The sequence below is a fragment of the Bradyrhizobium sp. AZCC 2262 genome, assembly GCF_036924535.1.
In the GTDB taxonomy this organism is placed as follows: domain Bacteria; phylum Pseudomonadota; class Alphaproteobacteria; order Rhizobiales; family Xanthobacteraceae; genus Bradyrhizobium.
The window spans coordinates 3,064,738-3,087,839 of the sequence record NZ_JAZHRT010000001.1; the positions used below are offsets into that span (position 1 = coordinate 3,064,738).

The 23,102-nt window shown below is 62.4% G+C and carries 18 protein-coding genes; 5 read left to right on the forward strand and 13 right to left on the reverse strand.

From position 1 onward, the window contains the following. The first annotated feature begins 138 nt into the window (after positions 1 to 138). On the forward strand, positions 139 to 606 hold the full coding sequence (locus V1283_RS14390; RefSeq protein ID WP_334387134.1) for a hypothetical protein: 468 nt from the start codon (positions 139 to 141) through the stop codon (positions 604 to 606). Positions 607 to 657: 51 nt separating this feature from the next. Here V1283_RS14390 and V1283_RS14395 read toward each other — a convergent pair whose 3' ends face one another. The 8 genes from V1283_RS14395 to lptF form a co-directional block, all read right to left on the reverse strand. Further along, a complete protein-coding gene (locus V1283_RS14395) occupies positions 658 to 3,978 on the reverse strand; it encodes an adenylate/guanylate cyclase domain-containing protein (protein WP_334387135.1) in 3,321 nt (1,106 codons plus the stop codon). Between the two features lie 263 nt (positions 3,979 to 4,241). After that, positions 4,242 to 5,300, reverse strand: coding sequence for an alcohol dehydrogenase (locus tag V1283_RS14400; RefSeq protein ID WP_334387136.1), 1,059 nt, complete (start codon positions 5,298 to 5,300; stop codon positions 4,242 to 4,244). A gap of 31 nt (positions 5,301 to 5,331) precedes the next feature. Continuing rightward, positions 5,332 to 6,198, reverse strand: a complete 867-nt coding sequence (rsmA, locus tag V1283_RS14405; protein ID WP_334387137.1) for a 16S rRNA (adenine(1518)-N(6)/adenine(1519)-N(6))-dimethyltransferase RsmA — start codon at positions 6,196 to 6,198, stop codon at positions 5,332 to 5,334. After that, complete coding sequence (pdxA, locus tag V1283_RS14410; protein WP_334387138.1) at positions 6,195 to 7,199, reverse strand: 4-hydroxythreonine-4-phosphate dehydrogenase PdxA; 1,005 nt, start codon at positions 7,197 to 7,199, stop codon at positions 6,195 to 6,197. Before pdxA ends, rsmA begins: the two co-directional genes overlap by 4 nt. Positions 7,200 to 7,202: 3 nt before the next feature. Next, positions 7,203 to 8,144, reverse strand: coding sequence for a SurA N-terminal domain-containing protein (locus V1283_RS14415; RefSeq protein WP_334393058.1), 942 nt, complete (start codon positions 8,142 to 8,144; stop codon positions 7,203 to 7,205). A 72-nt stretch (positions 8,145 to 8,216) separates the two neighbouring features. Then, the gene (locus V1283_RS14420; protein WP_442895744.1) at positions 8,217 to 10,712 is read right to left on the reverse strand and encodes an LPS-assembly protein LptD; all 2,496 of its coding nucleotides are present in this window, start codon (positions 10,710 to 10,712) and stop codon (positions 8,217 to 8,219) included. Next, on the reverse strand, positions 10,712 to 11,809 hold the full coding sequence (gene lptG / locus V1283_RS14425; RefSeq protein WP_334387140.1) for an LPS export ABC transporter permease LptG: 1,098 nt from the start codon (positions 11,807 to 11,809) through the stop codon (positions 10,712 to 10,714). The genes V1283_RS14420 and lptG overlap by 1 nt, the downstream gene beginning before the upstream one ends. Next, positions 11,806 to 12,975, reverse strand: a complete 1,170-nt coding sequence (gene lptF, locus V1283_RS14430; RefSeq protein ID WP_334387141.1) for an LPS export ABC transporter permease LptF — start codon at positions 12,973 to 12,975, stop codon at positions 11,806 to 11,808. Before lptF ends, lptG begins: the two co-directional genes overlap by 4 nt. Before the next feature lie 346 nt (positions 12,976 to 13,321). Here lptF and V1283_RS14435 point away from each other — a divergent pair, with 346 nt between their 5' ends. Together V1283_RS14435 and V1283_RS14440 are read left to right on the forward strand one after the other, a co-directional pair. Then, positions 13,322 to 14,824, forward strand: a complete 1,503-nt coding sequence (locus V1283_RS14435; RefSeq protein ID WP_334387142.1) for a leucyl aminopeptidase — start codon at positions 13,322 to 13,324, stop codon at positions 14,822 to 14,824. 15 nt (positions 14,825 to 14,839) lie between these two features. Next, positions 14,840 to 15,292, forward strand: a complete 453-nt coding sequence (locus V1283_RS14440; RefSeq protein WP_334387143.1) for a DNA polymerase III subunit chi — start codon at positions 14,840 to 14,842, stop codon at positions 15,290 to 15,292. Positions 15,293 to 15,716: 424 nt separating this feature from the next. Here V1283_RS14440 and V1283_RS14445 read toward each other — a convergent pair whose 3' ends face one another. The 4 genes from V1283_RS14445 to V1283_RS14460 all read right to left on the reverse strand — a co-directional run bounded on the left by V1283_RS14445 (position 15,717) and on the right by V1283_RS14460 (position 18,751). Then, positions 15,717 to 16,244, reverse strand: coding sequence for a hypothetical protein (locus tag V1283_RS14445; protein ID WP_334387144.1), 528 nt, complete (start codon positions 16,242 to 16,244; stop codon positions 15,717 to 15,719). Between the two features lie 110 nt (positions 16,245 to 16,354). Then, positions 16,355 to 16,849, reverse strand: coding sequence for a DUF302 domain-containing protein (locus V1283_RS14450; RefSeq protein WP_334387145.1), 495 nt, complete (start codon positions 16,847 to 16,849; stop codon positions 16,355 to 16,357). A gap of 62 nt (positions 16,850 to 16,911) precedes the next feature. Continuing rightward, positions 16,912 to 17,787 carry an alpha/beta fold hydrolase gene (locus V1283_RS14455; RefSeq protein ID WP_334387146.1) on the reverse strand — a complete coding sequence of 292 codons (876 nt, stop codon included), beginning with the start codon at positions 17,785 to 17,787 and terminating at the stop codon, positions 16,912 to 16,914. A 193-nt stretch (positions 17,788 to 17,980) separates the two neighbouring features. Then, positions 17,981 to 18,751 carry an alpha/beta fold hydrolase gene (locus V1283_RS14460; RefSeq protein WP_334387147.1) on the reverse strand — a complete coding sequence of 257 codons (771 nt, stop codon included), beginning with the start codon at positions 18,749 to 18,751 and terminating at the stop codon, positions 17,981 to 17,983. Positions 18,752 to 18,966: 215 nt separating this feature from the next. Between V1283_RS14460 and V1283_RS14465 the strand changes: the two genes are divergently transcribed. Then, positions 18,967 to 19,929 carry an AraC family transcriptional regulator gene (locus V1283_RS14465; protein WP_334387148.1) on the forward strand — a complete coding sequence of 321 codons (963 nt, stop codon included), beginning with the start codon at positions 18,967 to 18,969 and terminating at the stop codon, positions 19,927 to 19,929. A gap of 621 nt (positions 19,930 to 20,550) precedes the next feature. Next, on the forward strand, positions 20,551 to 21,042 hold the full coding sequence (locus tag V1283_RS14470) for a hypothetical protein (RefSeq protein ID WP_442895859.1): 492 nt from the start codon (positions 20,551 to 20,553) through the stop codon (positions 21,040 to 21,042). Between the two features lie 181 nt (positions 21,043 to 21,223). Here the strand turns inward: V1283_RS14470 and V1283_RS14475 are convergent, their stop codons facing one another. Beyond that, positions 21,224 to 23,086, reverse strand: a complete 1,863-nt coding sequence (locus V1283_RS14475) for an ABC-F family ATP-binding cassette domain-containing protein (protein WP_334387149.1) — start codon at positions 23,084 to 23,086, stop codon at positions 21,224 to 21,226. Positions 23,087 to 23,102: the final 16 nt, after the last annotated feature.

Genomic DNA, 23,102 nt, shown 5'->3' on the forward strand with positions numbered 1-23,102 from the left:
GCAAGTAAAGGCGTGGCGCGATTGTCATTGCGATGATGCGGGCGCGCCGGGGCGGCGTGCCCGGTTGAGCCCAGTACGATGTGGTTGAATTGAACCGGCGGAGCGCAGCAAGAAACGAAAACTCAAAGAGGGGCGGCAATGGTGCGGGTGGGGCGTGTGGTGCTGGCGGCGGCGATGATGGCGGCGATGGGCAAGCCCGTCGCCGCGGAAGTGCTCGACGCGACCTATCGCGGCACAATGGTGTGCGACAAGCTCCCGTTTACCAGCAACAAGATGCGCGAGGCGATCCAGGTCACGATTTCCAGCGGCGCTGCGCGCTACAATCACGTGGTGCGGCTGCGCAACACAGCGGTCGAAGCCGTAGCCGAGCAGGGCACTGGTACAGTCGACGGCCAGAAAATCCAGCTTCAGGGCACCTGGAAAAGCGGCAGCCGACAGTACGAGGCGAAATACAGCGGCAGCTTCGTGCGGCGCAGCGCCAAGCTCAAGGGCACGCAGACCTGGACCGACGGCGGCAAGACCGAAATCCGTGCCTGCGCGGGCGCGATCAAGCGGCCGCTCAAGCCCTTCCTGCCGCGCAACAAGAAGCAGGCGGCTGCGTGGTGAGACCGCGAAGCTCTCGCTGCGAGAACTAGTTCCTGGAGTAGCTTGTGGCGCTCAATGAAGCTCGCCGAGCAAGGCCTTGGCCTTTCGAAGATCGCTTGTGTCAAATCCTTCGGTGAACCAATCGTAGACAGGCGCGAGGAGCTCGCGTGCCGTTTGCCGTTTTCCCTGATCGCTCAAGAGCCGCGCCAGGCTCGTGGCCGCGCGCAATTCCCACGACTTTGCCTGCTGGGCTCGCGCAAGGGTCAGGGCACGTTCGAAACAGGCTTGCGCCTTTGCCACGTCCCGCTGCGGCGACTTGAGCTCGATTTCACCGGCAACGCGATGAGCCTCAGCCTCGCACCATCTTTCCCTGGTTGCTTGCATCGCCGTCATTGCCTCGCCGATGCAGCGCCAGGCATCATCGAATTGGCCTGAATCTGCGTGGGCGATTGCCAACATGAATTCCTGCTCCGGCGTAAATATCGTCGATCCGGCCGATCGCCATAAATCAATACCCGACGTGACGATCTCGACCGCCTTCGTGGCTCCGGTGAGGGTCAGGATATAGCCCCGCCGTAACACGCCCTCCGCCTTTCGGAACGGGGCGCCTTTCTCCTCGGCCAGCACGACAAGCTCTTTGAGATGCTCGTTTGCCGCGTGGTAATTTCCGCAATAGGTATTCACAAGAATCGGGAAATTCAGCGTAAACATCAGAGTGGCGGCATGCTCAATCTGGCGCGCTTCCATCAACGCGCAATCCGCATCGTGGAGCGCAGCCTCGGGATAACCGAGCAGCCACAAGGCCATTGAACGAAAGGCCAGGCACGTCACCCGGAGGTCCTGGCCAAATCGCGTCATCAATCGCCGGTGCTCGGCGGGGCGGTAAAGGGCGAGCGCTTCATCGTAGTGCGCTCGGGCCTCAACGAGGTCCCCCATCAGCGCGAGCGTACTCGCCATGGTGCGGTGTCCAATCATGAGCGGTACCGCCGCTCCGTCCTTCTCGCCAAGCGCCAGAAACCGCGCAGCGAGCCTGTGCGCAACGTCACCGTTGAAGTTTATGAAATTGACGATCCACTGGCCAAACAGAGCTGAGAGCAGCAACGAAGGATCATCGGGAGGTTCTCCGAGCCGTTCCGCTTGCTCGATCAACGCTCTCACCTGTGCTACGGCAGCTTTCGTTTCCGGCGCGCCATACCCTTTGACATGCATGAGCGTGTTCAACAGCGCGACCTGTAAAATGATCTGCTCGCGCCGCAGATCGGGCGTACTGGGCAAGGTTGCGATTTGCGCCAGAGCGTGGCTGAGCTGTTCCGCGGCTTCGACCAGCGCCGAGCGCTCCTGTGATCGCTGTCCCGCCTTGCCCCACTGGCGCGCTGACTTTTCTGTCAGGTCGGCCTTTGCGTAGTGACGCGCCAGCAGCTCGGGCTGACTCTCGGCGATTTCCGCGAACTGACTTTCGAGGATTTCGGCGATGCGGGCGTGCAGCACGCGCCTTGGCCCCCGCAGCAGCGTACTATAGGCTGCGTCCTGCACCAGCGCATGCTTGAACAGGTAGCGCGCATATGGCGGGGTGCCGTGCCGAAACAACAAGCCTGCCGCAATGAGCCGATCGAGGTCGGCGTCCAGTTCTTCCTTTGGCTTTCGCACGAGCGCGGCCAGCAACTTGTGGGGAAATGCCCGGCCGATCGCTGCGCCGACCTGCGCCACGTTCTTCGCCGGCCCGAGCCGATCGAGCCGCGACATCAGCGAAGCCTGCAGGCTTGCCGGAACCGCCGCAACGGGCGTTGGTCCCCCTGCGCGGGCCCGCTGCGCATCACTCTCACCCTCCGCGTCCAGCACCGCCTTGGTTATCTCCTCGGCGAACAGCGGAATGCCGTCGGTGCGCTCGATGATGTCCTGCCGGACGCCCGCCGGCAACGATCGGCTGCCGACGATTCTCTCGATCAGGAAATCGATGTCGCACGGCGCCAGTCGATGCAGGGCCAGCTCCGTCACGTGCGGCCGTCCGATCACGGGTGGGCTGAATTCCGGCCTGAAAGTAACGAGTATCAAGAGCCGGTGGCTCACGGCCAGGTCCGCCGTCTGGGCGAACAATTCGAGGCTCGTTGGATCGGCCCAATGCGCATCTTCGAAAATCACCAGCACGGGATTGATCCGCGCCAGCGCCTCGAGTTGTGAAGCAAGCGCTTCCAGCGTTTTCTGACGACGGAGCTGTGGCTCAACTTCAACCTGAGGGTAGCGTCCATCGTTGGGCAGCGACAGCATTTCGGCAAACAGTGCCGCATCCTCGGGCGGCGTCGAGCTTTGCGCCAGCAGCGCGTCAAGCTTGTCCGTTTTCACTTGCTGGCTGTCATCGTGAGCAAAGCGAGCGGCGCGCAACATCTCGCCGATCACCGGATAGAGCATACTGTCGGTATGCTGCGGCGAGCAGAAGCAACGCAGGCGTATGTGCGGCTCGCGAGCAAGCTGTTCCAGCAGCGCAACGGTGAGCCGTGATTTGCCGATTCCGGCTTCACCAGAAAGCAGCACCACCTGACCTTCGCCACTCTTGACCTGCTCCCACCGGCGCAGAAGCAGCTTCATTTCTTCATCACGACCGATCAGCGGCAGCAAATCGCTACTTTGGAGAGCGTGCGATCGGCTGGTCACGGCTGTCTTGCCGGCGACCTGCCAGGCAGCAACTGGCTTTGTGAATCCCTTGATCTCGACTTTGCCGAGATCGAGATACTCGAATTGCGGTCCCGCGATCGTCTTTGTGCGACCCGAGATAACAACGGCGCCGGGTTGTGCGAGCGATTGCAGCCGAGCGGCAAGATTCGGGGTGTCGCCGAGGATACCATGCTCCTCGGAAATCGCGCTGTCCGACATGTCGCCGACCAACGCGACGCCCGTGGCAACACCGATGCGCGCGCTCAGTTTTTCTTTCGTGGGCAGGGCGGCGACCGCCTGCACTATTGCAAGGCTGGCCTGAACGGCGCGCTCCGCGTCATCTTCGTGCGCATGAGGATAGCCAAAATATACCACCGCACCGTCGCCATGATGTCGCGCGACAAAACCGTCGAAGCCGGCAACGGTTTCAGTAATGCAGCGCCGGTAGCCGGTGATGATGGCGCCGAAGTCTTCGGGATCGAGCCCCGCGGAGAGCGCAGTCGATCCGACCAGGTCGCAAAACAGTACCGTAAGCTGCCGGCGCTCGATCGGGCGCGCATCCCGTGCCGTCGGGACCACCGCGGGAGAATCCACGCGTAATTTCGTTCCGCAGTCGCCGCAAAACTTGTTTCGGGCCGGGTTTGCAACGCCGCAGGCCGGGCAGCGTCGCACGGCTACCGCTCCGCACCGCCCACAGAATTTCCTTTTCTCCGGGACTTCGGCTGCGCAATTCGTGCAGTGCATCCGGACCTCAACGGATATCAATAGCGCCGCTACAATGCGCCAGAAGTCGACCGATCCATGTGATCGTGGTCACAACTCCGGTTGTTCCGTCTCCAGGTTCCGTTATGTCGCGACCGAGACAACGCGGTCAGCACGTCCCGCCGTGTCGGCCACGCCGCTGAAAATGGTGATCAGCGCGCCAGGCAATGTGGAGGAAGTCTTCCCGGCGCGTGCGATGGTATTTCACACTGAGCCAAGGCGTTGCTGCTTCGCGGACATCGACCTCAGTTCTTCAGCACGATCCGTCCCACGACTTTCCCGGCCCGCAATTCGTCGATCCATTTCTGGACGTCGGCCATCGGCTCTTCCTTCATCGGCGTCGGCTTGATCTTGCCGGCGCGCGCCAGCGCCATCAGTTCCTTGGCCTCGGCGAGTGTGCCGACCATGAAGCCTTCGATGGTCATGCGCTTGTAGACCCATTGCACCATCGGCAGGCTGAAGTTGCCGCCCATCAGGCCGGAGACCACGACCTTGCCGCCACGTGCAACTGTCGCAACAGCGAACGCCATTGATTTCTCGTTGCCTGCAAAATCGACGACGCCATCGAAGCCGCCCTCGGTCTCCTTGAGGATGCGCCTGACGACTTCGGGCTCGGCCGGGTCGTAGGCGACGGCCGCGCCGTTCTTCAGCGCGGTCTCGCGCGCGGCGGGGCTGAGATCGGCGACCGTGATGTTCTGCTTGAACATCGCCTGTGCGAACGAAAGCCCCATCATGCCGACGCCGCCGAGCCCGATCAGCAACAGATTGCGCTGCCGTGGACGGTCGACCAGCCGCTTCAGTGCGCCATAGGCGGTCACGCCCGAGCACATCAGCGTCGCCGCCTGGTTGACCGGCAGCGGATCGTAATCCAGCAGGTACTTCGCGTCGGGCACCAGCACATGGGTGGCAAAACCGCCGTCGATGGAGACGCCGAGGAAGCGCTGCTTGACGCAGAGGTTTTCGTCGCCATTGGCACAGTCGCGGCACTGGCCGCAGCCGATCCAGGGGAATACCGCCTGCTTCTTTCCGATCAGGTCTTTTGAGGCATCGGGACCGACTTCATCGACGACGCCTGCGATCTCGTGCCCGAGCGTAAACGGAAGCGTCATGCCGCGCGTGGTGTCGAGCCGCTTGCCGCCGCCCAAGTCAGCATAGCCGTCCTGGATGTGCAGGTCGGAATGGCACAGACCGCAGCGTTCGATCCGGACGAGGACTTCGCGGCCTTGCGGCTTCGGTGTGTCGACGATGGTTTCGCACAACGGCGCATCGAATTTGACCAGCGACTGGCGACGCATCAGCGCCATGGCATTTACTCCTTGGATAACAGCCCCTTGTTCAGGGCGTTTGGGGTTTTGTGTTTCGTATATCGGTCAATTCACGGGCCATGGCAACAAAGCCCGAGACCGGGATCGTCTCGGCCCGCCGCGTGGCGTCGACTGCCGCGGCCCCGGCCAGCCGGGCCGGATCGACCGACAGCGATTTGAGGCTCTGCCGCAGCATCTTGCGGCGCTGGCCGAAGGCCGCGGCCGCCACCTGTTCGAGGGCGCGGCGGTCGCACGGCTCGGGTGCTTCGCGCGGCACCAGCCGCACCACCGAGGAGGTCACCTTGGGCTGCGGTACGAACGCGGCCGGCGAAATGTCGAACAGGATTTTGGTCTCGGCGCGCCAGTTGGCGAGCACGGCCAGCCGGCCATAGGCCTCGTCATTCTCGCTTGCGACGATCCGCTCGGCGACCTCGCGCTGAAACATCAGCACCATCATGTCGTACCAGGGCGGCCATGGCTCGATCGAGAGCCAGTCCACCAATAATTGCGTCGCGATGTTGTAGGGGAGGTTGGCAACGATTTTTGCCGGCTCGCCGCCCAGCATCGGGCGGGGATCGAAGCGTTGCGCGTCGGCATGCACGATATCGAGCCGGCCGGGATAACGCCTGGCGATATAATCCAGCGGGGCCAGCGCGCGCTCGTCGCGTTCGACCGCGATAACGCGTCTGGCGCCCAGCGCCAGCAGCGCGCGCGTCAGCCCGCCGGGACCGGGGCCGACCTCTATGACAGTGGCGCCTTCGAGCGGCCCCGCGGCGCGTGCAATCCGGGCGGTGAGGTTGAGGTCGAGCAGGAAATTCTGGCCGAGGGATTTGCGCGCCGAAAGGGAATGTTCGCGAATGACGTCGCGCAGTGGCGGCAGATCGTCGATCGCGCTCATGAAGGCTTGATTGCCGCCATGCGCGCGGCGAGCCGCAAGGCGGCGGCAAGACTCGACGGGTTGGCCTTGCCGCTGCCGGCAATGTCGAAGGCCGTTCCGTGGTCCGGCGAGGTGCGAATGAACGGCAGGCCCAGTGTGACGTTGACGGCATCCTCGAACGCGATCGTCTTGATCGGGATCAGCGCCTGGTCGTGATACATGCAGATGGCGCAGTCGTAGGTGTTGCGCGCCGCGGGGTGGAACATGGTGTCCGCCGGCAAGGGACCCCTGGCGTCGATGCCGTCGGCGCGCAGCGTTTCGATCGCGGGTGCTACGATGTCGATGTCTTCGCGGCCGAGCGAGCCGTCTTCGCCGGCATGCGGATTGAGGCCCGATATCGCAAGGCGCGGCCGGCTAAGGCCGAAATGCGCTTTCAGGTCCGCGACCGCGATCCGGGCCGTCGTCACGATCAGCTCGCTCGTGAGCTGGGTCAGCGCCTCGCGCAGCGAAAGGTGGATGGTGACGGGAACGACGGCGAGCGCCGGCGACCACAGCATCATCACCGGCTGCGGTGGACGGCCGCCATTGGCGGCAAGCTCGGCAAGAAACTCGGTGTGGCCGGGATGGCGGAAGCCGGCGCGGTACAGCACGCTCTTGGCGATCGGGTTGGTGACGACGGCGCCGGCTCGCCCTCGCATGACATGCTCGACGGCCTGGCGAATGGAGGCGAGAGCGGCGTTGGCGCTGGTTTCGTCGGGCTGTCCGGGGCGGGCGGTAGCTATCTCGCCCGTTGCGACGACGGGTAATGCTTTCGCGAACGCCGCGCCCGTATCCTCCGGCGCGACATCGGCGAGCTCGATTTGCAATCCCAGAATTTTCGCGCGCTCGGCGAAGAACGCGCGATCGCCAAGTAGATAGAATGGCGGGAGGTCGAGCTCGTTACGCCGCAGCCACGCCGCGATGGCGATGTCGGGGCCGATGCCCGCGGGCTCGCCGGATGTCAGCGCGAGGGGCTTTGCCATGCATCAACGACATTCGATCATTGCGGCCTTGCGGATGTCATTCAGATAGGCCTTCGACTTTGCCTCGTATTTCTGGGTGAACATCTTTTCACGGATTTCCCGCTTCTTCGGCGTGTCGACCTTGGTCGGCTTCCGTTCGCACAATGCCACCATCTCCACGCCCTGTTTGGTGATTTCGGGCGGGGTCAGGTGACCGATCGGCGTCTTGTCCAGGAGTTCACGAAGCGGGCCGGGAATGTCGGCCGAGGTCTTGGTGACGGTGTCGCGGATCGCGGCGTTCTGCATCGACTTGAAGTAGGAGTTGGCCTGTTCGCAGGTCTGCACGCGTTCACGCAGGGATTCCGCCTCCTTGCGCCGCAGGTCGACCGACGACGGAGCCGAGCCGCGCGGCACGATCAGCACGATCGGCTGCAGCTTGTATTCGAACGCATCGGCCTGGGTTGCTTCGCCGCTGCCCTGGGCGGCGTCGTTGACGTCCTTCTCGCCGACCTGGAGACTCTCCTTGAAGCGGCCGCGCACCAGACTGCCCCAGACCATCTCGGCCTTGAGGCGGGCCTTCAGCGATTCCGGCCGGACACCCTGGCTTTCCAGGGATTTGGCGAGCTGTTCGGGTGTGATACGCATCCGCTGGGCCATCCCCGCAAAGGATTGGTCCATATCGCTGGCGGAAGGATCGACGCCGTACCTCTTGGCTTCCTTGATCTTCACCTTTTCGTTGATCAGTTCGTCGAGCACTTCCTGCTTGGACATCTGTTTGCGCGTAGTCAGGAAGTTGAGCTTGGTGCGCTGCTCGATATCGAGAGTGGTGATGGGTTCGCCGCCGACCATGCAGGCAATGGACTGCGCCGGCAACGGCGAAACGCCGCCGGCCAGCACGGCAAGCGTCACGGCGCAGCCGGCGGTCAGGGACCAGAATCGGCGAGGAAAGAGCTTGATGGTCGTCATGGTCATGTCAGCCGTATCAACCAACTCGTACCGCGTTGCGCTGGGTACTCTCCGGCAAGATTGCGCCTCACGCTACTGAATACCGCTGCTGCCGGCGGACGAGGACGAATTCGCGAGGGTCCGCAAGCCGATCTGCAGCATGAATGCGTGGCTGAGCACCGGCGGGGTCGTCCCGGCGGAGTATTGGTAGGATGTGACGTAATTGGCCGCCAGCACGAAGCAGTCGTCCACGTAGCCGGCGCCAACGACGTACTGGTTCAGCTTGTTGGCTTCAAGGTCCCACCGTGCCGAGCCCGACACGACCCAGTTCGACGCCACCTTGACCGAGGCGCTGCCGAGCAGGCCTTCGCGCCGGGTCAGATAGCCGAGTTCCGGCTGCGCGGCATAATTGCCGTAAATCATGCTCACCGACCAGCGGTCGAACGCGGCGCGTCCTTCGGCTTCGAAGCGGTTGAGGTTCTGCGTCGCCTCGTCCATGCGCGTGCGCACGCTGAACGTATAGGTCCGGTTCGGCGAATAATTGATGCGGGCGACGTAGTCGGAGCGGGCGTTCTGCAGGCCGGAATCGAGGCCGGTGTTAGTCGCGTCCTTCACCGCATACGAATTCAGGCCGAACAACTGGTAGGATTGTCCGAACAGCACGTTGACGCTGCCGCCGCGGTCGAACTGCGTGGTCGCCTGGACGCCGACATTGGCGCGGCCGCCGCCTTCGACGCGGTCGTAGCCCGAGAACTTGTCGACCGCGAACAGGTTGCTGGCGTCGAACACCATGCTCTGGGCGTCTTCGTTGGGCAGCTTGCCGGCGTAGGTCTCGTTGGGACGGGCGATGATCTGCGCCATCGGCTCGATCGTGGTGGTGCCCCAGGGCTGAACGTTGATGAAGGGATAGCGATATTCGAGGCCGACGGCCGGCATTGGGCGCAGCGCCTGGGTGTCGCCGACAGGAAGGAAATTCGAAACACCCGGCTGGTTCGAAACCGAGGAATTGATGGCGTCGGCGCGCAGAATCGCAAACGGTGTCCAGATTTGACCGAACGGATCGGTGTACGACTTCCGCCATTGCGCCTCGGCCGTCAGGCGCGTGTAAGTGCCGGGGAAGCCGCGCAACAGGCATTGCGACGGCGTCCGCGCCAGTGGATCGGCGGACGTCGTTGTGCACAGGCTGGCGGTGTTGGCCAGTGTCGTGATCGGGTCGAAGGCCGCCGTGTCACGCGAGAGGTTGGTGAAGTTGGTCTTGTAGCTGAATTCGCCGCCAAAGATCGGGTGGTTGATCACGTTGTTGTAGTCGACCACCGGATAGATTATCGGAACCTGGTTCTGGTTGCCGGAGAAGCTCAGATAATAGATCGTGCGCGCGTCGAAGTAGCTGCGGCTGCCGACGCCGGTCAGATAAAGCTGCGAAATGGCTTCCGTCGGAAGACTCAGGAACGAGCCCAGCGGGTCCTTGTACTGGGCCAACCGGTAGTCCGAGAAGAAGTAGTAATCCGACAGCAGAACGCCGTCCCAGCCCCAAACCCATTTGTCGTTGAGCGCGAACTGGCCTTTGGTGTCGACGCCGCCGCGGAACTGGCGGTCGCCGGGCAGGCCGGCGTAGGCGCCCGGGTCGAGCTGATCGATGCCGTAGGCGCGGATCTGGTAGGAGCCGTCGATCAGGCGCTGGCGGAATTCGCCCTGCAGCAGCACGCCCTGCCGGGTGGTGATGCGCGGATTGAAGGTCGCGTCATAGTCCGGCGCGATCGCCCAGTAGAACGGGATCTCCATGCCGAACCCGTAGGTCGAAACCGAGCTGTAGCCGGGCATCAGGAAGCCGGTCTTGCGCTTGACGGTCGGATCGGGCGTCGAGAAATACGGCAGATACGCCATCGGCACGCCGAAGAACTCGAGCTGCGCGTTTTCGAAGTACAGCATCTTGTCGGTCTGGTCGTGGATGATCCGCGCACCCTTGACCTGCCACAGCGGCGGCTTCTTCGGATCGTCCTTGCAGGGCGCGCAGGCGGTATACACGCCGTTTTCAAACACGGTGTAATTGCCGGCGGAGCGGTCGGCGCGCGTCGCCGCCATACGCGTCGCGTCCGCGGTATCAACGCGCAGCGAATCGACGAATCCGTCGCGGTAGTCGTCGCTCAGATCCATGACGTTGGCGTAGGTGACTTTGCCTTCGGCGTCGGTCAGGCGGATGTTGCCTTCCGCATGCAGCCGCTTGGTCTTCTGGTCATAGATGACCTTGTCGGCCTCGACGCTGGTGCCGTTGTAGAACATCTGCACGTTGCCGACCGCCGACACGCGCTGGTTGTTGTAGTCGTAGTCCACCTCGACCGCTTGCACGGTCATCTTGCCGTCATTGGTGACGGGGCGCGGCGGCGGCTTGGGCGGCCGCGGATTATACGTGAAGCTTTGCGCCGAAGCCGGCACCGTCAGGGCAAGCTCCAGCGAGCCCGCGAAAACGAATCCGGCGAGCAGCGCAAACATAGGGACGCCAAAGGCTGCCATGCGGGCTCGATAGCGGCGCACGTCAATGCGCCGCCTGAACGCAGGCGACCTCAATTGGCGGGCGGCGACAACGGCCACTACCCGTCCTCCTGGTACAACAAGGCCAAAAAGCCGGTGAGGCCACCCACACAGACGGGCAACCACGCCGCAGCGATCGGATGCATCAACTCAGCCTTGCTCAAATCCTCAGTAACTTTCGATAGAACGTAGAGCAGAAAGCCTGCGCCCACGCCACTCAAAACCATCTTTTGCACGCCGCCCATCCGGAAGAAGCGAAGGCTCACGGAAGCCGCCAACATCACCATTGCAGCCAGCAAAAATGGCTGTGCGATGAGCTTATGGTACTGCAGACGGTAGCCTGCGGTCGCGAAGCCCGAGCTTTCGGAAGAGCGGATATAGCCAGGAAGTTGCCAAAAAGACACGGTTTCTGGGGTGGAGAAACTGTTGCGGACCTGGGCCGGGGTGAGGGTGGTCGAGAGGTAATAGTTCTCCTGATCAACCGGAGGTTTATCCAGGGAGTACCGGCGTACCGATTTGAAGGCCCAGCGGCCTTCCTCGAGGGTGGCTTCGCGGGCTTCGATTCGTTCCTTGAACTGGAGATCGGGGTCGAACCGGAACACGGTCAGTCCGGTCAGCCGGACGCCCTGCTGCTCGCTGCGCGCCGCATTGATGATCGACTGGCCGTCGCTGTTGATCTGGTTGAGCCAGAAACCGGAAGCATCCTGGATGCCGCCGCCGGGCGCCGAGCCGAACAGTTCGGCCTCCATCCGCTTGGAGAGTTCGCGCAGGTTCGCCGACATCGGGTTGTAGGCAACGGTCGCCACAGTGCCGAGGATGATCGCGCTTGCCAGCGCCGGCGAGATGAACTGCCAGGCGGAGACGCCGGCCGCACGTGCGACCACCAGTTCGAGCCGCCGCGACAACGCGAGATAGCAGGTCATAGCGCCGATCAGCACGCAGAACGGCATCAGCTTTTCGAGCAGTTGCGGCACGCGGTACAGCGACGTCTGCGCCACCGTGATCGCGGATGCCGATACCAGCCCGGAGGTCTTGCGGACCATTTCGATGTAATCGACCAGCACCAGCAGCACGAAAATGCTCGCAAACACGCCCACCGCCGAAATCAGGAAGCGGCCGGCAAAGTATCGCCCGAGCGTGTTGGTCATCATGCTCATGCTGTGGCCGGCCGTCCAAAGAGCCGCGCGAGGCGTGCGTTCGACCTGTTGATGGCTTCCATCAGCGCCGCCGGCGGCTCCACCACAATGCCGCCGATAATCATCCACAGCCCGACGCCGATCGCACCGAACAGCATCAAATACTGGACGAGAGCCATCATCGGCGTCTTCACCGTCATTACGGATAGGGCGAATCCCGCCATGCGCAGCCCGAACACTGCGAGGATCGATCCGCCGATCGAAAAATTGCGGCTCTGGCGCGTGGTGCGCGGCGTGCCGAGAAACGCGAAGGTCAGCACCGCGAACGCGAAGGGATAGACCGGCGACAAGAACCGGTCATGCAGCTCGGCGTAAAATTGCCCGGACAGCTGCTTGAACGTAGCATCGTCGTCCGAGGCCGAAACCAGCTCCCAGAGATAGCGTTCGCGAATTCCCAGGGCGACGTCGCGGCCGCGATTGGAGAATTTCGACATGTCGAAGGCATAGCGGGCGAAAGCCACCAGCGCCGGATCGCGCTTTCCCGCCTCGAAACGTTCGAGGTTGCCGTCCTCCAGCACCAGATAGGAGCCGCTCTCGTTCTTCAGCACCGTGCCGTGGTCGGCAATGATGGTGACGCGCTCCTTGGGATCGCGGCGGTCGTCGACGAAGATTCCGGCGAGCACGCCGCCCGGCTGCCGTTCCCGGATGCGAATCGTCAGGTTCTGGTCGAGCTGGGCGAAACGTCCGGGCTGCAGGATGTTGGTCAGCACGTCGGCCGTGATCTCGGCGTCCCATTGCTTGATCCGGCGCAGGCCGTCCGGAGCGAGATAGGCGCCAATGAAGGTGACCAGCATCGCCACGACACAAGTGGCGAAGAAAAACGGGCGGAACAGCCGGTATGGGGAAAAGCCGGCGGCATTCATCACGATGATTTCGGAATCGGTGGCGAGCTTGTTCAGCGTGTGTGAGATCGCGATCATCAGCGCGATCGGCGCAATGACCAGAACAAGCGCAGGAATCACCAGGCTGGTGATGCCGAGGAAGGTGATGATGGTCTGGCCCTGGCTGGTCATCAGGTCGATGCCGCGCAACGCCTGCGTAATCCAGATCACGCCGGTGAGGCTGACCAGGACAAGCGCAAACGACGCGAGCGTCGTGCGGAAAATGTACCTGTCGATCGACCCCATCGTTACCGTACGATCCCGCCCCTACGCGCCCCAAGGGCAACTTCCGACCAAACCCCTTTACAGGGTTCCCCAATGGTCGAGCCGCCCCTCATCGGCCGTCGCCCACACTGCCATCCCTTTGATCCGTCAACAAAATGGCCGGGCCGTGGCGTTGCGCCGACATGGATAATAATTCACTTCTTGTGGCCTTCCGGCCACTGCGGTGCTTGGCAGTGGCGCAGATGACAGGCCATAGTGGCGAAAACGTCAGGTCCTGAGCGATTTGGGCCGTTACCGAAGAGAACATTCCATAAATGCGGGCCGATTCCGGCCCCGTCAGCAGCCCTGAATTCTGGAGGATTTACCTATGTCCGACGCCGTCAAGGTCGGCTTTGTCGCCTTTTCCGCCGCACCCCGTGGCGTTCTCGTGGTGTTTTGCGATGACGCATTGAAGTTCGGCGAGGCGACGCGGAAGGCGCTGGGGAAGGCGGCCGACACCGTCAAGCGGGCGGCGGCCGCCAACCAGTTCAAGGGCAAGAGCGGATCGACGCTCGACATTCCGGCGCCGGACGGAAGCAAGGCGGAGCGCCTGATCGTGGTCGGTGTCGGCAAGACGTCCGATATCAAGGAGAAGGATTTTCTCAAGTTCGGCGGCGTGACGGCAGGCAAGCTCAACGGCGCCAGCGAAACGGTCACCGTGATCGCCGAACTGCCTGAGGGGGCGATGCAGCCCGATTCCGCCGCCGCCATCGCGTCGGGCATCCGGCTGCGCGCGTATAAATTCGACCGCTACAAGACCAAGAAGAAGGACGGCGAGAACGGCACGCTTCGCGCCGACATTTCGATTGCCGCCGGGGATGTCGCAGCCGCGCGCAAGGCGCTTGCGCCCGCGTCCCATGTCGTGGACGGGGTGATCATCGCGCGCGAACTCGTCAACGAGCCGCCGAACGTGCTGTACCCGGTTGAATTCGCGCGCCGCGCGAATCAGCTCAAGAAACTTGGCGTTGACGTCGAGGTGCTTGACGTCAAGGCGATGCAGAAGCTCGGCATGGGCGCCTTGCTCGGCGTCGCGCAGGGCTCGACGCAGCCCGGCCGCACCGTGATCATGCGCTGGAACGGCGGCAAGAAGGGCGATCAGCCGGTTGCTTTCGTCGGCAAGGGCGTTTGCTTCGACACCGGCGGTATTTCCATCAAGGGCGCCGCCAGCATGGAAGACATGAAAGGCGACATGGGCGGCGCGGCCTGCGTGGTCGGGTTGATGCATGCGCTGGCGGCGCGCAAGGCGAAGGTCAACGCGGTGGGCGCCATCGGCCTGGTCGAGAACATGCCTGACGGCAACGCCCAGCGCCCCGGCGATATCGTCACCTCGATGTCGGGGCAGACCATCGAAATCATCAACACCGACGCCGAAGGCCGGCTCGTGCTGGCCGATGTGCTCTGGTACGTGGCCAAGAAGTACAAGCCCAAATTCATGGTCGATCTTGCGACCCTCACCGGCGCGATCATGGTCGCGCTCGGAACCGAATATGCCGGAATGTTCTCCAACAACGACGAACTGGCGGAACGGCTGAGCAAGATCGGAACCGAAACCGGCGAACGCGTCTGGCGCATGCCGCTTGGTCCCGAATACGACAAGCAGATCGATTCGCAGTTTGCCGACATGAAGAATACCGGCGGGCGCCATGGTGGTTCGATCACCGCCGCCCAGTTCCTGCAGCGTTTCGTCGACAACACGCCGTGGGCGCATCTCGACGTCGCGGGAACCGCGATGGGTGCGCCGAAAACCGACATCAACCACAGTTGGGGTTCGGGTTACGGGGTTCGTCTTTTGGATCGGCTGGTCTCGGAATATTATGAAGCCACGAAGTAATTCGGTTGCAGCCGGATGACGGAAGTCCTGTTCTATCATTTGCAGGGCATGTCGCTCGAAAGCGTATTGCCGCCCCTGTTGGAAAAGTCGCTCGAGCGCGGCTGGCGCGTGGTCGTGCAATCGACCTCGCCGGAGCGCACCGAGGCGCTCGATGCGCATTTGTGGACCTACAGCGACGATTCGTTCCTGCCGCACGCCACATGGCGTGCCGGCGATGCGCCGGACCAGCCCATCATTCTCTCGATCGAGGAAGGCAACCCGAATCGGGCCAATGTCAGGTTCCTGATTGACAACGCGGCATTGCCGGTCGATTGCGACAGTTACGAGCGGTTGGTGCTGGTCTTCAACGGGGACGATGCCGATGCGCTCACCGCGGCGCGCGGCGCCTGGGCCGATTGCAAGGCGCGCGGCTTCGAGGTGACGTATTGGCAGGCCGATGAACGGGGCCGGTGGCAGCGGCGGCAATAGCGATGCCTCGCCGTTTGTGACCCAAAGCTGGCTTTCGTACTGCCTACTATAACGCTTCAACATATCGGAGGCCGTTTGCAGTGCGGCTTCTCCCTCCTATTCGCGAGAAGATATATGACGGCCGTTCTTGGCCCCTAGCGGACCTTATGCGGCATCGCCGCTGGGGTCCGCTTTTTACCCAAAGCTGCCATTCGAGCGATTTGTTTGCTAGTTGATTAGAATGGCGGCGCTCGTTGCGCCGTTGAGCAGTTCTTCGAGTGAAAGCTGGCGAGCCGGATATCGGCATGGGTGCCAACAAAGGCTGCGAAGGAGAGTATCGCGTCGGCATCATCCGCATTGAGATCGGCGAAGCCTCCTGATACTGGCGCCGCCGGCGCAGCGCACGACTACGAGGCGTCGGCGCCGAACAGTTGAGGCCTCTCGCCTAGCCCTTCGCGGCGGGTACGGGCGGCACCGGCAGAATGATTTCGGAAGCGACCTTCCAGTCCTTTCCGACGCGAAGCCAATTAATGATCATTAGAAACGGCTTGGCTGTTCCATCCTGCCCTGCATAAGAGACCGTGATGTTCATCGGCACGTAAGACTCCGCGACGTCGCGCGTCAGGCCGACAACCTTAAGCTTCGAATAATCTGCGTCGAGCACGACCGGACCGGAGCTACCGATATCATGCAGCTTTTGATCAATCGCCTCGTTGCCCCAAAAGCCTGCCCAGTTTCCCTCGGACTGTATCGCACTTTTTGCCACCAATAGGGTCGAAGGCGATTGCCAGAACATCTCATGCAGACCCTTGAAATCGTGTTTGTTGGCCAATTCCATCAGCCTGCCGAACTTCAATTTTATCGCGCTGAGGGTCGCAGCATCCAGCGGCTCTTTCCTGACGACGGGAGCAGAAGCGACAGCCCCGGTGAAAAAAGCCAAGGCAGTGAAAGTGACAAGAAGCATTTTATACATGCAGGAATTTCCCTTCCAACGTAGGGCTCGCGTCATGACAACGCTTGCAGCGTTCCCCGACTGGCACGAGCAAACCCTCTTCCATCGGCCAGAGATGTCATCAGGACTTTTTAGCTTGCACATTCGTGTAGCAAGGTTGTGATTTTCGCATCGAGATTTCGGGCGACGGCAAGGGCTTCCGAGCTGCCATAATGCAGCAGATAACTCTCCATCTTGTCATAAGAGACGTGCACGCCATCGGGACGCTCATCAATCAGTACTGTGACTGGAGCATAGGATCCAGCATCGGGCACGTGCTTGACCATTTCCTTCATGATGAGGGGATTGCCGACCACGAACCGCATGATCTTAGGCGTCTTGGATCCAGTTTCACGACGCAGAATGTCGCCCAAGTCGAATTCCGCGAATAGCATAAGGTCCGTTCGGCCGAGGCCGCTTTGTACAACGCGCTCCAAATCCGGGAAGGAATTTGTCGCCCTCGTCTCCTTGAAAAATTCGACCATGTCAGGCTGCCCGACCCCGGACTTGAGGGCGGTCACAATAGCGTCGAATGGTTTTGAGCTCGTGAGGCTGAAACGTTCCACCTCGACTTTAGCGATTGTCATTTTATCCTCCGTAACAACTCTCATTGATAGAGTGCATCTGATGGCTTCGGAACGCGCCGGGATCATGCAGCCGCGAGCTGTGCTTCCAGGAAGGTCCGGACGTGGCTGACGAACATCTCGTGGTATTGAAACAGGGCGCCGTGCCCTGAATCTGGATAGAGGATCAGCTGAGCGTTGCTGAGTTCTTTGAACATTGCGTAAGCGTTGTTCGCGGGCAGCATGGTGTCGTGGCTACCGCTGACCACAAGAGCGGGTTGACGGATGGCGTGCAGAATAGCGTGCTGGGGATCAGGTGTTGCGCACCAGGTGATCAACGCCTTGGCCTGCGGATCGGTGACCGCGCTGCCGTTGTCGGTGTCCCGATCGTCCTTACGCACCTTCGTCCGCTTCAGGAATGCCAGTCCTGACGATCGGCTGGCGGACGATGCTGTGAAGAACAGCGGCAGGCGTGGGTCCGGTGCATCGGTTTGGGAAAACGCTTGCTGCAGAACCGCCAACAAATGTTCCTCTCCGCCTTTAGGCGCGGTGCCGACGAGAATGAGCCTACGGACCAGCCGTCCGTGCTCGGCGGCGACCTGCTGAGCGACGCAGCCGCCGAGGGAAAATCCCAGCAGGTCCACTTCGGTGAAGCCGAGCAAGTTGATGAAGTCGACCGCGTCTCGTGCCATCGCCGCGATATTGTCGGGCGTTTGACCGGTCGAGCGGCCGACCCCGGCGTTGTCGAAGGCGATCACGGGGCGATCAGTGGCCAGAGCGTCGACGACGGCGGGATCCCATGCATCGATGTTGCCCGAGAAGTGCTGCAGGAGAACCAGCGGCGTTCCGGTAGCGGGGCCGAGGCGACGATAGGCAAAGCGTATTCCGTGGCCTTCGATGTAACGGGTCGGCGCGGTTTCGAGCGTGGCGCCGTCCTTGCTCGCGATGTCGAGTTGAGTCATGTCATCCTCCGGATGCCTGGCATAAAATGATCGAGTGGGGAGACCGGTCTGGTGCAGCGACCGAGGACTTTCCTCCAAGATGTCGTTGGCGCTTCAGCGGCTTTGGCTGTTGCCCCATCGCGGTCCGATGCGTTCTGCATTCCTCTGAGCAAGCAGGCGCGCTCCCGGGGCGAAAGCGCCGGGAGCGGTACCCTCACTTAGCGAGCGCTGCCTTTTCGATGACCTCAGCGACTTGCTTCGCATGAACGACGAGCGAAGCATGGCTGCCGGCGACTTCCGTCGTCTGAGCCTTGATCCTGGCTGCGAACGACTTCTGGGCCTCGGGCGCGAGGACTTTGTCCTTCGTGCTGATGACATAGAACGTCGGCTTGTCATGCCAGGCCGCAATGTCGACGGGGGCCTCGAACGCAACGTGATTCAAAGGAAGCTGCGAGTTGGCCAGGTGCTCAGCGATTTCCGGAGGAAGGTCACCCGCGACAGCTGACGGAAACACCTTGGGATCGATGTACAAATTGCCCTTCGCGTCGGGATGGATCGCTTTGCCGCCTTCGGTCGGCGGGCCGGCCTTTGCCAGCGACGCCAGGGATTCACCTACCTCCGGCGCGAAGGCGGAAACATAGACCAGCGCCGACACCTTGGGATCGTTACCGGCTTGCGTGATGACCACGCCACCCCATGAGTGGCCGACCAGAACGGTCCTGCCGTTCTGCTTCGCAAGCGCCTGCTTGGTGGCATCGACATCAGCGGCAAGGGAGGTGAGCGGATTCTCGACGAGCGTGACGTTGTAGCCTTTCTTCGTGAGAATATCGGCAACGGGCTGCCAGCTCGTCTGGTCCACGAAAGCGCCGTGCACGAGCACGATGTTGTGGGCTGCTCCCTTGGGCAATTCGGCGGAACGGACGGAGCCGACCAATGTCGTTACGGCCAGAAGTACGGTGGCGGTTGAGAGGAGGATATTTAGCATTGATTGTTCCTGTTGGCATGTCGGACGAACACAGTCCGGGGGAATGGACAGGCGTTTCCAGCCAGGTCGCGGTTCTTCCATCTGCCATTGGCGAAATGGTTGCCGCTCGTAACGTCGGCCCGCCGCGACATGACCTAGTCTGCCGACCTTTCGGACGATAGAGATCAATCGTCCGGATGTTGTGTCCAATCGTCCACCGGTCTAATCTCGGCGGCATGGATATACTCGCGCAAGTGCTCGATCGCGTTCGTCTCGGCGGGACGCTGCTCTTTCACTTCGAGCTCGGCCATCCCTGGCATCTTGAGTTGCCAGCGCGCCCCTACGCCCTGTTTCACTATCTTAGCCAGGGCTCAGCGACCCTCGCGCTCGAACAGGGGCAGGAAATCCAGATGACCGAGGGCGATTTTGTCGTCATCACACGCGGAGAGCCCCATGTGTTTTATTCGGATCGCTGGGCCGAGCCTTTGCGGATTACGGATATCGATCGATCGTCCCCGCGTCTTGGCGTCGTTCGTCACGGCCGCGGTGCAAAGCCGCTCTCGACCATGATTTGCGGCAATTTCACGGTGTCACGGCCGCTGTTTGGCAGCGTGCTGGAGCTACTTCCGCCCGTGCTCCTGCTGAAGCCGACGGCGGACGGTGGTTGGCTTGAAGCAATCCTGCGCCGACTGGTCAGCGAGTCCGCGCTCGAGCGTCCTGGCCAACGCGTCGCGCTTTCACGACTGACAGAAGTGCTCTTTGTCGAGGTGCTCCGAAGCTGGATCGCGTCTCTCAGTCCCGGACAAGGCGGCTGGCTCGGGGCCATATCTGACCCGCATATCGGACCGGCGCTCAAGCTGATTCACGAAAACCCGGAGCTTCCCTGGACACTGAGCTACCTTGGCCAGCGCGTGGGGCTCGGCCGCTCGGTATTTTCGGCGCGCTTTACCAAGCTCGTCGGCCAGTCCATGCACCGTTATGTGATCGAGCGCCGGATGGCGGAAGCGGCGTTCCTGCTGGAAACCAGCGATGAGCCCATTGCACGCGTTGCCAGCCGAGTCGGTTACGAGACAGCGGCGGCGTTTTCGAAGCTGTTCCAACGATATCACGGCCAATCGCCTGGCAGGTACCGAACAGCTCGACGTTCCGACAGGGGCGAAAGGCAAGGGGACATTCACGAAGCACAAGTCGCGGAGTGACCGTGGCCCAGCTGACGTTCAAACCGATTTGTCGTACGTCTCTGACCTGGTCGCCCGGGGGCGGCTTTCTCTAAGATTGCGGGAGACATTAGCGAACCCCACGCTGTGGAGAGGACTCTCAGGCCGCCATACTCTGACAGAATCTCCATTCCCGGAACGTTGGGTCCAGTCGCGTCGCCGCACCTACATCGCACTGAGTCGGCTGCTGTCGATAAATTCAAAGAGCAGACTCTTGAGTTGGAGCGGAGAGAGGGGTCGCACAAAAACATCTACTGTGCCGCCTGATCGCCCTTAGTGGTCTCTTTGGAGCCTACCTGATGTCCGCTCATGACCCATCGGGACCCATTGCGCTGCTGCGCGGACTTGGTCGCTACACGGGCAAAGCGGACATTGCCTTTCGCTTCCCTCGCTGAGACTATGGGTACACAGTCCGGGCTATCCCGGAAATTAGTGATCCTCGGCAATTGATGATAATCTGCAGATTCTCGGCCTTAGTTTGCGGGCAGCCATGGTCGTGCCGCAAAGTGATGGTCGGACAAATGCTTACAAGTCAAAGGCGGGGAGCCGGGGTCTAGCGTGCGACGCGGAACGATCGATCGAAAACCACTGCTGACGTTGTTGCTGCTCGGGCCCGCGCTTGCGGGTTGCTCGGGTGCGACCGACCTCATGTCGAAGGATGCGGACTGGTTTTCGCGCACCGGACGCGTGTTCATCCGAAACGTGTCGATCGAAACGCCTCCGCTCAGCCAGGACAAGCCTGTGACGCCGGATGAACTCGTCGCTGCGGACGGCGCCTGTCCCGGAATGGCGGCGCCGGGCGCTGGTGCAAACGCGCTGGCGGACGGTGCTGCAGGCAGTCCGCCTCCCTCGACGACCGGGCGGGTGGCGCTCGGTCATACCGAATGCGACGTCGTGCGCGGCATCGGTGCGCCCGACAATGTCAGCCTCTCCAACAACCCGCGCGGCGATCGCGTGGCGGTCGTCAACTATTCGCATGGCCAGCGGGCCGGCATCTACACCTTCACCGCGGGACGCCTGACGTCGATCGAGCGCGGACCGGAGCCGGTGGCGCCGGCAAAGGCCGCAAAGCCGAAGAGGAAACCGGCGGCGTAGCTCGACGGCACCGATCGGTTTTTTTAGGCTTGAATCAATATGATCCGTCACCCTGAGGTGGCCGTGCGCAGCGCGGCCCTCGAAGGGCGACGGCCACGGTCGGGCCGTTCATCCTTCGAGGCTCGCTGCGCTCGCACCTCAGGATGACGGAGTTAGCGCAAGCGCCTTACTTCGACCTAAACTAGCCCGTTGCTTCGTCAAATTCCGAACTGGCTTCCAGCCAATCTTCCTCGGCCCGCCGCAGCGCGCTTTCGGCGCCGGCGCGCGCCTTGCTGAGCTGCGCGGCCTGTTTGGGATCGCGCGTGAATAGGTCCGGCAAGGCAAGTGCGGTGTCGATCTTGGCGATGATGCCGTTGATGCGCTCGATTTCGGCTTCCGCCTCGGCGATCCGCTGCCTCAGCGGCGTACGCCTCTCGCTTCTGCCGCGCTCGGGCTTTGCGGTCTCTTTGGGGCGCTCGCGCGAACTGCTGCGTGTGTCGCCGATCGACAACACCATTCGCCGGTATTCGTCGAGGTCACCGTCGTAACTCGTCACGGTCTGATTGGCGACGACCCACAATTGATCGGCGCAGGCTTCGATCAGATAGCGGTCGTGCGAGACCATGATGACGGCGCCGGGAAAATCGTTGATCGCTTCGGCCAGCGCCGCACGGCTGTCGATGTCGAGATGGTTGGTCGGCTCGTCGAGGATGATCATGTTCGGGCCGAAGAAGGTGGCGAGCCCGAGCAACAGCCGCGCCTTCTCGCCGCCCGACAGGCTCTTGACCAGCGTATCGCCGGCCTTGCCGGAAAACCCGATCGCGCCGGTGCGGCCGCGCACCTTGGTTTCCGGCGCATCGGGCATCAGCTTGCGGATGTGGTCGTAGGGCGAGCCGTCGAGGTTGAGCTCGTCGACCTGATGCTGCGCGAAATAGCCGACCGAGAGCTTTTCCGCCCGTGTGACCCGGCCGGAGAACGGTTGCAGCTTGTTGGCCAATAGCTTGACCAGCGTCGACTTGCCGTTGCCGTTGGAGCCGAGCAGGGCGATGCGGTCGTCGGTGTCGATCCGCAGCGTGACGCGGTTGAGCACCGGCTTTTTCGGATCGTAGCCGACCGAGACGTCATCGACGGCGATGATCGGCGGCGACAGCATTTTCTCCGGCGTCGGGAAGTTGATTTCACGCACATCCTGCGTCACCAGCGCGGTGACCGGCTTCATCCGTTCCAGCATTTTCACGCGCGACTGCGCCTGGCGGGCCTTGGAAGCCTTCGCCTTGAAGCGATCGACGAAGGCCTGCAGCCGCTTGCGCTCGTCGGCCTGGCGCTTGGCGTGCTTGGCGTCCAGCAGCTCGCGCGTGGCGCGCTGTTCCTCGAACGAGGAATAGCTGCCCTTGTAGAGCGTCAGCTTGCCGCGATCGAGGTGCAGGATCTGGTCGACCGAGGTGTCGAGCAGGTCGCGATCGTGGCTGATCACGATCACGGTGCGCGGATAGTTGGCCAGATGGTCTTCCAGCCACAGCGTGCCTTCGAGATCGAGATAGTTGGTCGGTTCGTCCAGCAGCAGCAGGTCCGGCGCCGAGAACAGCGTCGCGGCCAGCGCCACCCGCATGCGCCAGCCGCCGGAGAATTCCGAACACGGCCGCGCCTGATCGGCGGTGGAAAATCCGAGGCCGCTCAGTATAGCGGCCGCGCGCGCAGGCGCGGAATGCGCGTCGATGTCGACCAGCCGGGTCTGGATCTCCGCGATCCGGTGTGGATCGTCAGCGGTTTCGGCCTCATGGAGCAGCGCGTCGCGCTCCAGATCGGCCTTCAGCACGACGTTGATGAGGCTCTCCGGTCCATCCGGCGCCTCCTGCGCCAGGCTGCCGGTGCGCCAGCGCGGCGGCAGGGTTATGCTGCCGGACTCGACCGGCAGATCGCCGCGGATCGCGTGAAACAACGTCGATTTGCCGACGCCATTGCGGCCGACGAAGCCGACGCGCGCGCCGGGCACGATCTGCACCGTGCTGTCGTCGATCAGGAGCCGCCCGGCAATCCGGACCGAAATATCCGTGATGGAAAGCATGCGGCCTTGTCACCGG

Excerpts from the sequence above, each read along its gene's own strand:
- V1283_RS14390 (WP_334387134.1), top strand. The coding sequence starts at position 139 with ATGGTGCGGGTGGGGCGTGTGGTGCTGGCGGCGGCGATGATGGCGGCG.
- V1283_RS14395 (WP_334387135.1), bottom strand. The coding sequence starts at position 3,978 with ATGCACTGCACGAATTGCGCAGCCGAAGTCCCGGAGAAAAGGAAATTC.
- V1283_RS14400 (WP_334387136.1), bottom strand. The coding sequence starts at position 5,300 with ATGGCGCTGATGCGTCGCCAGTCGCTGGTCAAATTCGATGCGCCGTTG.
- rsmA (WP_334387137.1), bottom strand. The coding sequence starts at position 6,198 with ATGAGCGCGATCGACGATCTGCCGCCACTGCGCGACGTCATTCGCGAA.
- pdxA (WP_334387138.1), bottom strand. The coding sequence starts at position 7,199 with ATGGCAAAGCCCCTCGCGCTGACATCCGGCGAGCCCGCGGGCATCGGC.
- V1283_RS14415 (WP_334393058.1), bottom strand. The coding sequence starts at position 8,144 with ATGACGACCATCAAGCTCTTTCCTCGCCGATTCTGGTCCCTGACCGCC.
- lptG (WP_334387140.1), bottom strand. The coding sequence starts at position 11,809 with ATGAGCATGATGACCAACACGCTCGGGCGATACTTTGCCGGCCGCTTC.
- lptF (WP_334387141.1), bottom strand. The coding sequence starts at position 12,975 with ATGGGGTCGATCGACAGGTACATTTTCCGCACGACGCTCGCGTCGTTT.
- V1283_RS14435 (WP_334387142.1), top strand. The coding sequence starts at position 13,322 with ATGTCCGACGCCGTCAAGGTCGGCTTTGTCGCCTTTTCCGCCGCACCC.
- V1283_RS14440 (WP_334387143.1), top strand. The coding sequence starts at position 14,840 with ATGACGGAAGTCCTGTTCTATCATTTGCAGGGCATGTCGCTCGAAAGC.
- V1283_RS14445 (WP_334387144.1), bottom strand. The coding sequence starts at position 16,244 with ATGTATAAAATGCTTCTTGTCACTTTCACTGCCTTGGCTTTTTTCACC.
- V1283_RS14450 (WP_334387145.1), bottom strand. The coding sequence starts at position 16,849 with ATGACAATCGCTAAAGTCGAGGTGGAACGTTTCAGCCTCACGAGCTCA.
- V1283_RS14455 (WP_334387146.1), bottom strand. The coding sequence starts at position 17,787 with ATGACTCAACTCGACATCGCGAGCAAGGACGGCGCCACGCTCGAAACC.
- V1283_RS14460 (WP_334387147.1), bottom strand. The coding sequence starts at position 18,751 with ATGCTAAATATCCTCCTCTCAACCGCCACCGTACTTCTGGCCGTAACG.
- V1283_RS14465 (WP_334387148.1), top strand. The coding sequence starts at position 18,967 with ATGGATATACTCGCGCAAGTGCTCGATCGCGTTCGTCTCGGCGGGACG.
- V1283_RS14475 (WP_334387149.1), bottom strand. The coding sequence starts at position 23,086 with ATGCTTTCCATCACGGATATTTCGGTCCGGATTGCCGGGCGGCTCCTG.